The sequence below is a fragment of the Rhodopirellula europaea 6C genome (genome assembly GCF_000338295.1).
In the GTDB taxonomy this organism is placed as follows: domain Bacteria; phylum Planctomycetota; class Planctomycetia; order Pirellulales; family Pirellulaceae; genus Rhodopirellula; species Rhodopirellula europaea.
In genome coordinates this window covers 1-16106 of record NZ_ANMO01000012.1, presented here as the reverse complement: position 1 = coordinate 16106, position 16106 = coordinate 1, and the positions used below count along the sequence as shown (strand labels likewise).

Annotated in this window: 6 protein-coding genes; 3 read left to right on the top strand and 3 right to left on the bottom strand. The window is 55.0% G+C overall.

Annotated elements, in window-relative coordinates; genetic code table 11:
- Nucleotides 1–563, top strand: a 563-nt coding sequence (locus RE6C_RS01260) for an autotransporter outer membrane beta-barrel domain-containing protein (RefSeq protein ID WP_144054622.1), incomplete at its 5' end; no start/stop codon positions are given.
- A 568-nt stretch (nucleotides 564–1131) separates the two neighbouring features.
- Here the strand turns inward: RE6C_RS01260 and RE6C_RS01255 are convergent.
- The gene (locus tag RE6C_RS01255; protein WP_236617853.1) at nucleotides 1132–10686 is read right to left on the bottom strand and encodes a beta strand repeat-containing protein; all 9555 of its coding nucleotides are present in this window, start codon (nucleotides 10684–10686) and stop codon (nucleotides 1132–1134) included.
- A 490-nt stretch (nucleotides 10687–11176) separates the two neighbouring features.
- Between RE6C_RS01255 and RE6C_RS01245 the strand changes: the two genes are divergently transcribed.
- Nucleotides 11177–12943, top strand: coding sequence for a ShlB/FhaC/HecB family hemolysin secretion/activation protein (locus tag RE6C_RS01245; RefSeq protein WP_144054621.1), 1767 nt, complete (start codon nucleotides 11177–11179; stop codon nucleotides 12941–12943).
- Nucleotides 12944–13194: 251 nt separating this feature from the next.
- Here the strand turns inward: RE6C_RS01245 and RE6C_RS01240 are convergent, their stop codons facing one another.
- A complete protein-coding gene (locus RE6C_RS01240) occupies nucleotides 13195–13923 on the bottom strand; it encodes an NYN domain-containing protein (RefSeq protein ID WP_008653113.1) in 729 nt (242 codons plus the stop codon).
- Between the two features lie 423 nt (nucleotides 13924–14346).
- A complete protein-coding gene (locus RE6C_RS01230) occupies nucleotides 14347–14772 on the bottom strand; it encodes a DoxX family protein (RefSeq protein WP_008653112.1) in 426 nt (141 codons plus the stop codon).
- 274 nt (nucleotides 14773–15046) lie between these two features.
- Here RE6C_RS01230 and RE6C_RS01220 point away from each other — a divergent pair, with 274 nt between their 5' ends.
- A complete protein-coding gene (locus tag RE6C_RS01220; RefSeq protein ID WP_008653108.1) occupies nucleotides 15047–16054 on the top strand; it encodes a 3-keto-disaccharide hydrolase in 1008 nt (335 codons plus the stop codon).
- The last annotated feature ends 52 nt before the right edge of the window (nucleotides 16055–16106 follow it).

The window sequence follows — 16106 nt, the reverse complement described above, 5'->3', positions numbered from 1 at the left end:
CGGTAGGAAACTACTACCTGCTTGCTGGATCGGTGGGCTACAACGACCACGACACCCACCGCCAAGATGCTGAGGGTGATTTCGATGGAGGGCAAGCCGGTTTGTTTTTGGAGCGTGGTTGGAATCGACTTTGGAAGCGGTCGATTGTGCAGCCTGCTGTATCGCTACAGTATCTATTTATCGGGCAAGAGGACTATCAAGAAATGGGATCGGCCGGCGTGTATGTGGACGATTTCTCAATCCACTCTCTACGCAGCCGTGTCGGCATCGGTGTCACTCCTGATCGACTTTGGACCTTGCGCGAACACTGGACGATTGTGCCGACCGTTCGACTGGATTGGATGCATGAGTACCTGGATACCAATGCGGTTATTTCGGGGGTAAGCGACGGGACCGCGTTTGCGTCACAGGCTTCCGACTTCGGCCGCGACTGGGCATTGGTACATACTGGATTCCGCGGCAACCGAGGCCGACATTGGTCCGTGTACGCGGGTTACGATCTGCAACTGAACGATCGTCAAGACATGCACGTTGTAAGCGGTAGCATGGTCTATCTTTGGTAAGCTGCCAGGCAAGTCAGCTTCGGAAGCAAAGATTGCGATGCCATCAGCGATTGGTAGTAAAATTCCAGAACATCACTTCGCTGAGTCCGCCAGTTCTTTGCTGTAGGAATTCAATCTCACGCAAAATATCAGCGAAAGCAGAAGCGGGAGAATGAGAGAATATTATTGTCGAAGGAGTGATGATTCGCGTTCGTCATCAGGCCGTTTTAGAACGCTTGGTTTCGCTGATTAACGCTAGATGTTTTCCTTGGCTAAAAGTTTAGGCTGATCGTAATGGACGAGGCTACAAGACCTTGGATTTGAAGCCAGTTCAGGACTCGTGGGATCGTCCACTACCCTTGAAAATGGTCGTGACCGACCACTCGTCAGAGAGGCATATTCGTGGTGAAGGGCGCTGCGTCCGAGAACGAAAGGATGCCGGTTCGGCTGTGTTTCGACACGGCCCGGTAGGACAGTGTTGCATGTGGCACGGACTATCTTCCAATCGGACGCGAGCAGAGTCAGTTCCGTTTCGGCGGTCCTTTTGAACTACGCATAGAACCTGTGGAAATTGGTCCACTTTGGATCGTTATGCTGGGTCTCGGTGGCGGAGGAAGGTGTCGTTGCCTGTTTGCTCCGCGTTGAGCTGAGACTCTTGGTTGTTGGTAGGGTGTGTCGATCCACCTGTTACCAGGCTAGAAACGAATGTTTTGAACTTCTGGAACCAACCGTTGGGGCCCATTTCAGGATCGGATGGGGACGAGTCTTGTGAATCGGATTCGTTCGCTGAGGCGGGACGAGTGAACGTGTCGTTCGTGGTTTCGGAGACGGATCGGCTGAGCGTTTCGTCGCCAAGTGCAGCTCCGGCGCGGACTAGGTCAATCGGGTCGAGAGAGTTGAGTTCGTAGATCGGGGCGTTGACGGTCGTTTGCTGGCCGAGTCGGTTGCTTGCGTTAGGCAAATAGATGCCGTTTCTGGCGGTAAAGCTGCTGTTGCCATCGACGTCAACTGTTGATGTGAGTGATTGGTCAATGCTTCCGTGAGCCGCGGTGACGGTGAAGTCACCAGTGGTTTCTACGTTGCCCAGCATTAGGTTACCGGTAGATTGATGGATGATCCCATTGGCGGCGAGCAGGTTGACGACGCCGGCAAAGATATTGCCTTCGTTGTCCAGAACCACGTCACCACTGGCGCTGACTGTCGTGTCACCATCGATTTCGATGGCGGTGCCTGGGTGTTGATTGAGGTCGCCATCGGTGGATTCGGCGGTGAATGCTCCGCTAGCGTCAATGTTGCCGAGCGTCAATCCGCCATGACCGTCGATAAGGGTGATGTCGTCGCCGGCGGCGTGAACGGGGCCGACGAAGTCGTTATTGGTTCCCAGCAGGCTGATGTTACCACCAGCGTTGATTGTGGTCGTTCGACCGACAGTCATTGTTCCGGTGGAGTGTTGGGTGACATTGCCCGCAGCGTCGATGTCCAGATTGCCAGTGGATGTGAGGTTATGCAGATTGACGCCACCGGTTTGGCTGTCCAGTTTGATGTTACCACCGGACATGTTGTTGACGTTTAAGTCACCGCTGGTTTGGGTGACGTCAATATCACCGGTGACGTTGATCCTTCCAGTGCTGCTTTGCGAGAAGCTGTTGTTGACTGTGAACGCGGTGTCGACGTCGATAGAGCCATCGTTCTGCGTAAAGTTATCGGCGGTGAAGGTGCCGGCAGTCACGGTGCCGCCGTCCTGTGTAAAGGTGTCGACGTCGAGGCTGCCGTCCACGTTCAGCGTTCCGCTATCGACTTGCAAGTTGCCGCCAAGCAGGGAGTCGATTGCGACGGGGCCGTTGACGGTGCTATCAAACGTGGGCGTCACTCCTTGCGGGATGATGACGTTGGCGACATTGGCGAGGTCTGGAACTGCGCCGCCGGCCCAGTTGGCTGGATCATTCCAATCACCGGTCGTGCCACCGATCCAGGTGACGGTGCCAAGACGAGTGATGCTGCTGCTGATGTCGTCGGTGAAAGTGATGTTGTAGTTGGCGCCTCCGTTTCCGTCGCTGATCGAAATATTGGATGCCGCGAGCGTTTTGTTGGTGCCCACGTTCTTATTATCGTAAGTCAGTGTGATTGAGGCGACGCTGTCGGAGGTGATGCCGAGCGCATCGGTGAAGGCTTGCAGTTGAGTTGGTGTGGCTTCGATGTTCGTGTTTCCGTCGTACACTTTGACAACCGATGGTGCGGTGACGGTTACGTTTTTAGGCGTGATCACGCCATCGTCTGCGGTGTAAGTGCTGCCGCCGGAAAGGTAGTAATTATTTGCGTCGGTGCCGCTAAGTTCCAGGTTGCCGACCGTGTAATTCAGGCCAGAACTGGCGTTGCTTTCGGCGTAGCTGCCCTGGCCGTTCAAGGTGAACGAGTCGCCCGTGATAGCACCGGTTTGATTCAGAGAGAGGTTGGCCATCGAGTTGGTGCCGTCGTACGTTTTGGTGACGCCGGTGGCCTCGACATCGATTGCGGTTCGAGTAACCGTGTGGCTACCGACAATCTCCAAACTGTTGGAAAAGTTGCCGCTAGTGATGTCGACGTTCTCCATGCCGAGCGAGAATGCACCAACGTTTCTGTGGTTGGATGTGCTGAGCGAGGATCCGTCGAGGACAACATCGAAGGCTGCCGAGCCACCGGAACCGTCGTCAAAGACGTAGCGGCCGTCGATGACAGATGGAGCGGCGAGTGTGTGTACGGTGTTGCCTGAGTCCATGTACTGAGCCGACAACAGTTGCAGGCCTAGTGGGTCGCCGTAGGACGAACTGCTGTTGTCGAATCGAGCGAGCAATTGATCGGCCGGGACGACGGTGTAGTCGCCGTTAATGAAGGTAATGTCGTAGTTGCTGGACAGCAGACCGGTCGGTACCAGAGTGTCGGCATAGGTTCCTGCGGTTTCATTCAAACCGATGCCGACGCGAGCGATTGCCAGAGTGCCAGTCAGATCGGATGTCCCTTCGCCCGCAACGAATCCATCATACCTAGCACCCGCATAACTCAAGTCATCCAGTTTGGTGACAAACTTGGCATCGTCGTTGGCGGTGATCGTCAAAGGCGCCGGAGTGATATTGGCGGCCAGGCCGGTAGGTTGATTGATGCTGTAGTTGTTGGCATCTTTGCCGGTCAAAGCTAGACCGCTGACAATAATCGACCTCGACGTGCCCACGTTTTTGTTATTGAAGTTGGCGATTGCGACGCCGCCGACTTGCAGGTCGTCTGTGCCAAGGGGACTGACCGTCGCTGTGCCGCTGAGCGTCGCGAGAGTCACCCCATCGTAGACCTTGTTTTGTCCACTGAGTCCCGCAACATTGATGGTTAGTGGCGTGATATCAGCAGTTGATGTATCGGTGGTGCTTTGAAGCACGTAGTTGGACGAATCAAGTCCGGCTAGATTCAATCCAGTAACGTTGACTGTCTTGTTTGTGCCAACATTTTTGTCGCTGAAACTTGCGGTTCCGTTGATGGTCAGCAAGTCGGTCGGAATCATGCCGCTGGCCGTCGCGTTGAGTTGTGCACTCGTGGTGCCATCGTAGACTTTGCTGTCAATCGCGATGGGCACGGAAATGGCCTTCTGATTGACGGTCAAAGTTCCACCGGAGTAGCCGCTGATCAGGTAGCCCAGTTGGTCGATTCCGCCGGAAACCGATAGTGAGTGATTGCCCGCGATGAGGTTGCCAGATGTTGAAAGGTCGCCGCCGGCGATGATTGTCGGTGCAACACCGAAGGCTTGCGCGGCTGTGTCTCCGTTTTGGCCGTTGATGGAAGTGGTCAATGTGGGGGCGGTGCCGTAGGTAGTGGTCGTGTCGGCGGCGGTGACGGTGATGGAGGGCTGCTCGCGATAGATTCCAAACAGACCGGTGCCCAAGGCCAAGGTGTAGTTCGTTGCGGATTCATCGCTGTTGTAGCGGAAGCGGCCACTGCCGCTGTTTAGCAGATCGGTTAGACCGAGGCTGTCGGCGATGCTGCCGGTGAACAGGGTGGCTCTTCCGCCCGTGCCAACCGTGATCGATGATGAATTGGATAGAATGAGGTTGCCACCTGTCGCGGTTCCAGCGGCAGTCGTTCGTCCAGCGTTCAACGTGATGGCGGACGCAGTTGCGTTGGTCGTCGAGACGTTTTGGGCGATGGTCAGATCACCGGATTGGGTTGCCAAATTCAACAATCCACTTGCGGCGATTCCGTTTTGCAATCCAGCACTACCGACGGTCAACGCGTCTGAGTTGTAGAGGGTCACGTTGCCGATCAGCGTACCTGACTGGCCACCGGCAAGTGTACCGATGGAGTTGGCGACATTGTCGAGCGTGAAATTGCCTGTGCCTTGCAGAGCGATGTTGTCGGTCGTGATTGCGTTTGTTTGAGTCGCGTTGCCCAACACACCGAGCGTGAGCGTTTTACCCGCGAAGGTTTGCAGCGTGTTGTTGATCGCGACGTCGCCGCCATGAATCGCTACATCACCATCGATGATGGTCGCTGTGTTGATGTTGATGTCGGAGGCGTTTCCTGACTTGCCGAGCGTCAATCCGCCGAGCGTGTTTGCGAAACTGTAGTTGCTGGTCAGTGCACTGGAAAAGCTGGTGCCGGTAGGCTCGATCGTGACTGTACCGGTTCCGGTGAAACCGCTGGTGAGCGGTGGGGTGTTGTTTTGAAAGACAATTCCACCGGTCACCGCGGTGCTGCCTGAGTAGGTGGCAAGGCCGGATGCGGTGAATGTACCATCGCCCGCCTTTATCAAACCGCCGGTGCCGGAGATGTTACCGGCGAAGTCGGTCGATGTGCCGTCGTCTCCGTTGGTGAGTGTTGACGTGCCGAGCGACACATTTCCGCCCGTGCTGCCGCCGCCTGCGAGGGAACCAATGGTGAGATTGGAAAGCAGGTTCAGGCTGGTGTCGGCGACGTTGGCGAGCGTGACGGCGGAGTCATCGCCGAGTGCGGATGCGTTGCTGGTCTCGACGATCCCGCCATCGATGGTTGTCGCGCCGGAGTAGGTGTTTTCGCCAGACAGACTGAGTTTGCCTGCGGCCGATTTGGTCAGTCCGCCACTGCCGGCGATGATGCCGGTGTACTGCGTTGTTGTGCCGGTGGCGACCTCGATCGCTCCATCACCGTCACCTAGTTCGATGCCGCGATTGGCGTTGAGCGTCGTGTTGCCGGTGACCAGCAGCGTTCCGCCGTCGAGTGTGAGATGCGATTCGGTGGGACTCGATGGTGCCGGGCCGAGGTTGGCATCGCCGCTGATCGACAGTTTTCCTCCGGTGATCGTGGTCGAACCGGTGTAGGTGTTCGTCGCTGAGAGAACGAGTGTGCCGTCGCCGTCTTTCGCGAGCGTTGCGTCGGTGCCGGAAATCACGCCTGCGATTTCACTTGCACCGCGTGTCGTGACATCGAATGCGGCGTCGGTCGCCAATGAAACGGCGTTGGCATCGAGCGAATGGGTGTCGATGGTGAGGTCGGCTAACGTGTTGTTGCTACCAACATTTCCTGCGATCGTGGTGTCGCCAGTGGTGTCGGTTTCGATCGTTAGGTCATGAGCTCCATCGATTGTGCTGGTGGCTTGGATGTCGCCGGCGTCTGTGGTGGTTAACGCCAGATCGGCGGCCAGCGTGATTGCACTGCCGAAGGTTTGGTCGCCGGTGGTCGTGATGTCGCCACCGAGATTGGCGAGACCGGTCACTTCGAACGAGGACGCAGCGGCGATGTTGGCGGTCGTTTGAACGGCGGCGTTGATGGAGATGTTACCGAGTGCCGCGTTGCTGCCGACGGCTCCGTTGAATTGCACGCTGCCGGCGGTCGAACTGGTGCCGCTGACTCCGACTGAAAACCCGTTCCAGGTTTCGTCGCTGAGGCTTTCCCAAGTGAGTTCGGAGAACGCATTGTTGAAACGGATCGTGCCGTGCGGTTCGCTATGCCCATCGCTGGCGCTGTTCATTCCGCCGTCATTGAGTTGGAATGTGTCACCCACAATGGCTTTGGTCATCGTGCCACCGCCATAGTATCCCGGGCCGGCACCGTTCAACCCAGAGTACGATTCGATCGTGAAATCTTGGTCGAATCCGTATCCGTTGCCGTTCATGCTCATGATGCTGAAGGCTAGGTTTTCGACGGATTCGCTAAAGCTAAGTTTCTGTGTTCCAGCGTATTGCAATTGGATGAGGTCGGTCGTGGAGGGACCGTTGGACACGTTATTGCTAATGTAAGGAGATTGCCCGACGAAGGCGGCTCCGGCTCGTCCCGTCCAATAATTGACTCCACCCGAAGTTTGGATGCCAAATATGCCTTGCGGGTTGTGGTAGGTGACGGTGATGACATCGGATCCAACGGTGATCGTACCGGTTGCCGTCTTGCTGACTGAGTCCCATGTCGTCCAGTCGACCCAGTGATAGACGTTGCTGGGTGTAATCGTGGCAGTCAGGTTCCAATGGTTCGCAACGCTGTCAGAATCAACGGTGGAATGGAACAGAATGTCATTTTGGATGGTGGAAAAATTCGTGTGGTCTCCCAGTACAACCGGGCTGTTGTAGGTTTGGATTCCGGTCGTGTTGATGGCTCCGCCGTGAATATGTATGCCACCGGCAGCAGTGATGTTGAGTTCAGACAATGCTTTGCTCGTGCCGGCAGCTCCATCGAACGTGACACTGCCGAGTCCGGCGTTGATTGTGAGCGAAGTTGGGGCCAGGTTCGTTTCGCGGACATACCCCAACACGGAGTACTGGTTCGCTTGAGTTTCTTCGAAAGACGTAGCGGCGGAGAGGTCGTTCCAGAGGCCTGCGGTCCCGAAGAACTGACCATAGCGTTCTCCGTCAGTAGCTAGGTTGCCGTTGGGTTCACCACTGCCGAAGTTGGAATACCATCCGGATTGTGTGCTGCCGCCGCCATCGCCGCCGCTACCCGATTGAGTGAAAAAGACCTGTCCTTGTTCGGGACCATCCGCCCAAATCCACGCATAAGATCCGGAAGGATTGGCTCGGTAGGCACCGATCCATGCACCTCGATAGCCGGCCGCAATTCCCGCGATGGCGTTTTCAAGTCTTGAGGTAATTGTCACCAAGTAGCTGTCGCCTAGCGTGTCGTCTCCTGCGGTTCCATTTCTCGCATCGGTTCTGGCCCAATCCCAGGCATTGGATTGGCCGTCGGGCCCGTCGACGTAGGTGTACGCGTTTCCGGAATTCAGCAAACCGTTCAGCGTGACATCACCTCCACCGGAATTGAGAGTCACGCCATTTAGATTGGCAAGAATGGTTTCGCCGTCAATCGTGAGGTCGCCGCCATCGGTGGTGATTGATTGCGCGTTGTTGCTACTGAGATAGACATCCCCACCAACTTTGACAGGGCTGCCGTTGACCGTGGCTGTTTCTCCATTTCCGAACTGCAGGGCACCACCACTTGTTGCGATAACGTCGGAGAACATGGTGTTGATGCCATCTCCGGAGTTGTCGGCGTCAGCCCAAAACTGGATCGATTGAGACCCGTCGGCGGTGGTGAGGTCGGCGTCTTCATGCAGCACAACGTGACGATCCGCTTTCAACAGCATGGAGGTGTCAGAATCTCCATTGCGTATCACTGCCGCGTGAAGATTCAAGTCGTTGCCGCTGACGATGCTGACGTCGCCGAGGACATCTATCGGAGTCGTTACGTCAATATTCCCGGTTGTTGCTGATAAATCGATTACTCCCTGGACGGTCACCGAAGTGGCATCGACTTGCAATGTCGATGTACTCGCCACCGTTAAGTCAGACGAAAAGTTTTGAGCACCGGTTGTTACAATTGCATTACCATTCACCGAGATGGCACTGCCTGTTACGTCAAGCGACGCGAGCGCTTTGCCGCCGCCAATGCCGCCGGCAAAATCAACTGTGCCCGAGGTGGTTACACTCAGTGGCGATGCGACTGCGTTCGTTTCCTTGACATACCAATCGAGCGTGGTAGATGTCCTCGGCAAATCGTTCCAGTTCCCGGCGGAACCTGTGAATTGGTGTGCGCTCTCCCTCTCTGTGTTCAACGCTCCTGTTGTGCTACCCGTCCAGTTGTTGGGTTCGCCGGGATTCCAGTTGTTAAAAAGGTCATTTTGTGCCGTCACACCACCGGCCGAATCTTGCAACGCGTAGATCAATCCTTGGCCATTGTCTTGCAAGCCTTCGGGGCCCGTTACCCATCGCCAAGCGGCGTCGGTACCGATGCCGGTGACTCGTCGTCCACCGAGCCATGATGGTAGATAGTCCACGGCGATTCCGGCGATCGCGTTTTCCAACCGGGAAGTGATCGTTGCGAGATAAGTGTCTCCGGTCTGCCCACCGGTACCGGATGCCGCAGCGCCAACTGCATTTGTCCAGCTTTGCGTGCTATTGACGCCTTGATAAGTGTTCCCAGAATTGATCACACCACCAAATTCGATATCGCCACTGCTTGCGTCAACGGTCAATCCGTTCGAGTTAGCGACAATGGTTTCACCGTTGATGGTGACGTCGCCGCCAGCGGTTTCGAAACTTTGTGCGACTGAACCGTTGACATACAAATCACCACCGATCTGGACTTCCGTGCCGTTGATCGTAGTGGTTGTTCCGTCGCCGAAGCTGAGGTTACCGCCATTGGTTTTAATCGACTGCGTCGAGACGATGTTGATTCCGTCCCCGGAGAGATCGCTGTCCGCGAGCAGCCGTACGTTCAGTTTGTTTTGGTTGCCATTCTGCGTGGCATCTATATCCGCAGCGACTTGGATGTGTCGTGTCGCTTGCAAGGTGAGCGTGGCATCGCCCTGCATTACGCCGGTGGTAATCGCACTGGTCACATTGATGTCGCCGTGCCCCGAGTGATCACCGGAGCTCCCCAGCGAAGAATTGTCCGTGGTGGTCGTGACTGTTACGCTGGTTCCACTGTTGAGTGTATTCGTGATATTGGCGGCAGCGATGGAGTCGATCAGATAGTTGTATGGATCGATCAACCACAAACCGCCATTTCCGTTCGCCGACCCTGCAGCGACTTCGATCCCGTCTGTTTCGACGCTGCTTCCGGATGTCTCAATACGACCACCGTTTCCGAATAGGTCGCCTGCTTTGGCGAGCAGCGTTCCAGCAACCCTGGTGACAGATTCCGAATCAAGGATGTTGGACCAAAGTACGATCGTTCCACCATCGCCATGCTCGGTCGCAGATGCATCGATCGTCGCTCCAGAATCCATTGTGACAGTGGTCGCCTGTTTCATTTGACCGGATCCCTGCCAGTCGCCACCGATGAGAACTTCGCCGCCTCCAGTCGTGCCGCTAGCGTCAATCATGGAATCAGCCGCAAGGGTGACTTCGTCCGCTTCGAGTTGAACACGGCCGCCAACCGTGAGGTTGGCTTCCGGCCCGACATCTGAATCATTGGTCACGACGCGGGATATTTGGCTCGCCGAGATCGTTCCATCATGGAGGATGTTGCCGTTTGGATTGACTAGATACACCTCACCGCCACTGGTCGCTGCGCCGGTCGCTCGAATCATGCCAGTGTTCTGTATCAGTCCCGCGGTGGGGCTGATGCCGCTTTCAAGTGTCGCCATTGATGGCTGCACGTAGGTGACGCCATTGTCCAGTGTCACGCTGCCACCGGAAGACAAAGTGATATTGCCGCCGTGACTTTCGATCGTCCCGTTGTTGGCGATGTTACTGGCAATCAGATGAGCCCCACCGCTGCCTGTGACGATCGTTCCGTTGTTTACGATATCACCCGCACCCTCGTCGCGGGTGAAAGCGAGTGCCCCACCATTCATGAAATTCTGATTGGAAACATCAAAGGTCGACGCGGTGAATCCGTTCGTATTCACCATGCCTGAACCTGAAACCACTATCCCGGACGGATTGACTAAGAACACGTTGCCATTTGAGTTCAGTGTGCCGGCGATTGTTGACGGCATGCCGGGTGATGTGACTCGGTTCAGGATTGCTGAGTTGGCATCGGGGAGATTGAAGTTGGCCGTGCTGCCGGCGCCGACGTTGAAAGAGTCCCAGTTCACAATCGCACGATTCGTAGCGGCGTTCACGTTCATGACGGATCCGGCTTGTGAGATCGAAGCTTGCCCAGCGACGACGTCGGCTCCGGTTGGCAGCTGTGCGGACGCCGTGCTGGCAGTCACGCCGATCGAGCATATCGCCGCGAAAAGGGCTGCACGCTTTCGTTTGGCATTTGAAGAGAGAGTGACTTGCACGAGACGCGAATTCGCTGCCCAATTACCTTGAAGAGTCATTTTCAATCCTTGAATGTTGTGCCCCAGTCCTCCTCTTTCGAGAAGGTTCAGTTCTTAAAGTGTTCCCGATGTTTTTGATTTGTCATTTAGGTGCTCATGATGGATCAGCGAAATCAGCGAAGTTCGCTGAACTATACCGATTGTATTGGTAGGAATTTCTCAGCAAAAATCGCTCAAGCGAAACGGAAGGTGGAGTGGTGATTGCAGTCAATACAACCAACATTTCCCGAACGAGTCCGCGGGTGATTTGATTCACGCTGGTTCAGCGCAAAAGTTCTTTCTGCTGCTGAGTCGATCGTTGCTGATGGATGCGGAAGGTGTTGGCTTGAAGGATTGAGCCCACCAAAATCCTTTCGTGGGGCAATTCAAGGATGGTGGAATGAATCGTACGACTGTACGGGTCGCATTGGCGATCAGTGTTGTGGGCCTGACCTGGTTGTCTTGTAGTGGCAAGATCCAAGCACAAAACTACGAAGCGTACAGGCCGCTCGAGCTTCCAATGCGCTCTGGCGACATTCCAAACGTCGACGCAAAAACAAACTTGCCCGCTCCCGTCGAAGATGACCGCGTGCTGGTTCGCGAATTGGAAGCGGTCGTGATTGTCGATCACGCCGATAAGATTGATCAGTCCGCAGCGATCGACTCTTTCGTTGGAATTCACTACGACTTCGACGAGACCGATTCACTGGTCTACAAGCAAAAGGTACGTGGAATCGTGACGAACGCGATCGGAAAACCGATCACGCTACGACGAATCAACGAACTCTCTCGCGATATTATTGAGCAATATCAAAGATGCAAGCAGCCGATCGTGGATGTCGTAATTCCTGAGCAACGGATCACCGGTGGGACGCTGTACCTCGTCGTGATTGAAACACGGATTGGTCGCGTGATGGTTCGTAGCGGGAAACACTTCAATTGTGAATCCGCGTCACACTGGATAGAAAAAACACGCCGCGGCAATCGACTGTGTGAGCCGCACATTGAGAACGATTTGTTCTGGATGAATCAGAACCCGTTCCGACGGGTCAGCGTTGATTTTAGAAAGGGATCTGAGAGCGGAACAACTGATGTGATCTATGAAATTGAGGACCTGTGTCCTGTACGAGGCTACATGGGGGTTGATGACAGCGGAGTGTCAACGTTGAACTACGGAAGGTTCTTCGCCGGTTTCCAATACGGGAACTTTCTTGGACGCGGTGGAATCTTGGGTTACCAGTTCACAACCGATGAAGAGTTTGCGCTGCTGCGAGCTCATTCAGTTAGCTTGGATCAGCCGCTCAGTCGCGAGTTCTCGTTGCAAGGGTACGGCAGTTGGGCAGGCGTGACTCCAATGATGGATAGCGGGTTTGCTCAGGACGGTGAGAGCTATCAGTTCGGCGGGCAATTGATCCGGCATCTGTCCCGCGATCGATTTCATAGTCGAAACCTGAGTGCGGGTTTTGATTTTAAGTCAACGAACAACAACCTAGAATTTGCCGGCACGCAAGTCAGCGATTCCGTTGCCGATCTGTTCCAATTGCGTTTTGGATACGACAGTTTCGAGCGAATTGAAATGGATGAATATCGGTCGTTTCGGGCGGAATTGTTCATCGGTCCGGGAGGCGGTCTAACCGGAAGTCACTCAGCAGCAGCATTCAGCACGATTCGCCCCGGCACCTCGCCGGATTATGTGTACGGTAAGTTTCGCTACGAGCGAGTGGATGTCGTTCGAAAACATTGGATGTTGGCGACACGATTGACGGGGCAAGCTTCATCGGAGCGGTTGTTGTTCAGCGAAACACTGGGTCTGGGTGGGTATGATACGATTCGTGGTACCGACAGTCGTGCTTACAACGCCGATCATGGTTGGATCGCGAATTTTGAATTTGGTCCAAAAACTTACCGCTTCGGAACGGTAAAGGATCCAAGGACAGTGCGCGGCTATGGTTTTGCTGACCTGGGGAACGGATACATCGATCAGCCATTGGCAGGAGAAGACGCGTATACATTCGCGATGAGCGCCGGTGTTGGGATGCGTTTTCAGGTTAGCGATCGGCTAATAGCTCGCTTCGACTACGGCTTTGGAATCAGAGACATTGATGCGGCGGAAAGAAGTGATCGAGCTCACTTCGCGGTAACCTGGATTCCCGGGCGCCGACTTTAACGCAACAGTTCGCTGGTCGGCACATTTGACAAGAATGCTTCCTGCGACGCATTCGTCTCGGCATGATGCTGGCGAGAAGTAGAAGTCGTTCGCTCAACAGAAGACTGGAGCGAATGAGGGACGTTTTCGCTAATGAAAACGAACCGGAGACGCCGATTCAATTGGCCCGAGCACTGAAGGTGAGATCGGGTATGTACCGCTTCGGCAACGTCGCTTTTAGACGAACCGGGACAAGGATTCGTGGGGCATCGTTATCGTTTCAGTCGAACTCGTACGGATCCGTTGCCACCTTGCCGGTCCTTTTGAACTTCGAACAGATCAATCGCTTCGAACATGTCACTGAGCTTAGGGAAGCCGTAGGTGCGATGGCTGAAAGGACCCTGGTTCGAGATATGGGCACCGACTGGTCCGAGCGATGCCCAGCCATCGTCGTCGGCAGCTTCCTTCACCGCAGTTCGGAGTGTGTTCATGAGTTTGATGTTCTTTTGTAGCGAGGACACCGAACTTTCCCGCATCTTCTTGGATGGCGTTTTGTCATTGGCTTCTTCGTCCAAGTAGATGAACCGACTGCACGCCATGACAAAGGGTCCTGGCGAATTCTGTCGTCCAAATCCAATCACCTGTTTGCCCTCTTCTCGTAGGCGGCAAACCAGCGGTGTGAAGTCGCAATCCGACGAAACCAAACCAAACGTGTTGACTTGTCGCGTGTACAGAATATCCATCGCGTCGATCAGCAACGCCATGTCGGTTGCGTTCTTTCCCTTGATCAAATCGAAACACTGAGTCGGTGCGATGGCATATTCATGGAGCACGTTGATCCAACCCTCCAGGCCTCGTTTGGTCCAGTTCCCATACGCTTTTCGAATGTTAACTACGCCGTAGGTGGCGAGTTCAGAAATAATGAATTCAATCTTGGAGGACGGAGCGTTGTCAGCATCGATCAGCAACGCGATGCTACCTTCGGGATTGGCGATGGGCATGAATGTTGAATTCTCCAGCAGAACGGTGAGTCAGGCGACGATAAGCGAAACGAATGATGCGTCGAAGGGCGAAATTACGCTGCGTGGGGCCCTGCAGACGAAAGCGATGCTCGAAATGCAAAAGGCCCCTCGGCAAGCTCGGTCAACCCAAACTCACTATCAAACATGGCGGTATTGTAGCGACGGCGATCACGGTGAGGCGTCGAGGGAGTCCGTCTCAGCAAACGCGGGTAGCAAAAGATGAGCATGATGTGATGAACATTCGTTGAGATTCCGCCTGGAAACCAATCGCAGAAGTCGTCAAGAATTTCGCCTCTAGGCTGCGATCTTCGAAATTCTCTACGAATTTCGCTACTGGAACCATTCAACCGCACACACGTGGAGGCGTTGTTTGCTTGATGGGGCGAAAGCTAACTTGCTTGGTCAGTTTGGATCCGTTTCGATTTTTCCAAAGAGTTTTTGATCGAGCGAGAGTTCGCCCGGTCCGGTGATCAATATTACTGCGTATGTAGCGAGATAGACCGCGGCCAGTTCTTTGACCTTCCACGGGTCGCTGCCGTGAACCAAGAACAGAGCGACGAACATCGTGAACGCGAGGCCCAGAACCGCGACGCGTGTTCCCAGGCCGAGGATCAACAAGATGGAGCAACCGACTTCGGTGGCGATGGCGCACACGAGGCTCAGTTGATGGCCCATGCCGAGCGGGTCGGGGAAGCCTTCCGAGATCGTTGAGAAGCCCATGACCTTTTGCAGGCCGTGAAGCATCATGAAGCAGCCAAACGCAACGCGGAGGGCGAGCAAACCATAGGAAATTTGCTTGGGCGAGCTGAGGAAGATTTGTTGTTTCATTGTCGTATGTGGGGATTGTGGCCAGTTCTTGGTTGATGAACGATTGCAAATGAAATCGCTCTTCCAAGATTCATTCCGCCACGTGTTTCTGGTTCGTGGCGAGGCGAATTGGTTCGGACACTGTCCTTGCCGTGTGTCTTGGGGCTTGGCCTATGTCGGGCAGTGCCCGCCACTGGTTTGGCTTATCATTTCGTTCGCCTTGGTGGTGGGATGTTTGGCGGCGTGTCGGGTTCCCTCTTTCTCTTTTCTCTCTCGTTGACTTTGCAAGATTGTGATGAAGCTGATTTCTCGTGCTCGTTTGACTGGCGTGGTCGCGTTCTTTGGTCTCGCAACATTCCTCGTTGGGACGGTTCATGGCGAGTCCGTTCCAGCGGGGTTGCTTGGTGATTGGTCGCTGGACCTGTCCACAGGCGAACCGGCTTGGATGAGAGTGGAAGAGCAGGCAGGCAAGCCGGTTGTGTCATTGCGGATTTATGTTGGCTCGGCCGGGCCATACCGCGATGTCGAAGTGATCGACGGACGCGTCCAGTTTGAGATCGTCAAGAAGTCGAAAGGCAAACGCGTGAGCACGACCCGTGTGAACGTTGGGTTGGTGAACGATGAATTGGATGGTGTGATGGTGAGAACAAACGCCAGTCATGAACCGGAACATGTGACGTTCACGGGGACGAAGATCTCTGCCATGCCTGCGGATCGTCCGGACCTTTCCAAGGTTCGGTTTGGGCACCCGATCAGCTTGTTCAATGGAAAGGACATGACTGGTTGGACGACTCATGAGCCGAACAAAAAGAATGGTTGGTCGGTGGTCGATGGCGTATTGCAGAACAACACGCCGAAGACCGATTTCAGTGCGACCGGCGACCACGCCAATTTGAAGACGGAAGCATCGTTTGAGGACTTCTGGTTGCACCTTGAATTTCTCGTTGGGTCACAACGCAACAGTGGAGTTTACCTGCGAGGCATGTACGAGGCTCAAGTGGTGGGCCGTGACAGCCGGATGCAAGGCATTCAAGGTGTGGGAGCGATCTTCGGTGAGATCCCACCTTCGAAGAACGCGGGGCGAGCAGGAGGCGAGTGGCAAACGTACGACATCACGTTGGTGGACCGTCACGTGACCGTGGTGCTCAACGGCGAGAACGTCATCGACAATCAACCGATTTCGCGACCGACCGCGGGAGCGATCCACACCAACCCGGATGAGCCCGGACCGATTTACTTGCAAGGCGACCACACCAATGTGTCGTATCGGAATCTCTACTTGGCTCCGGTGCTTCAGCCGTAAGTGATCAATCGTCATCACGAATTCTGGTGGACGCTGGATCATCGCAGCCATT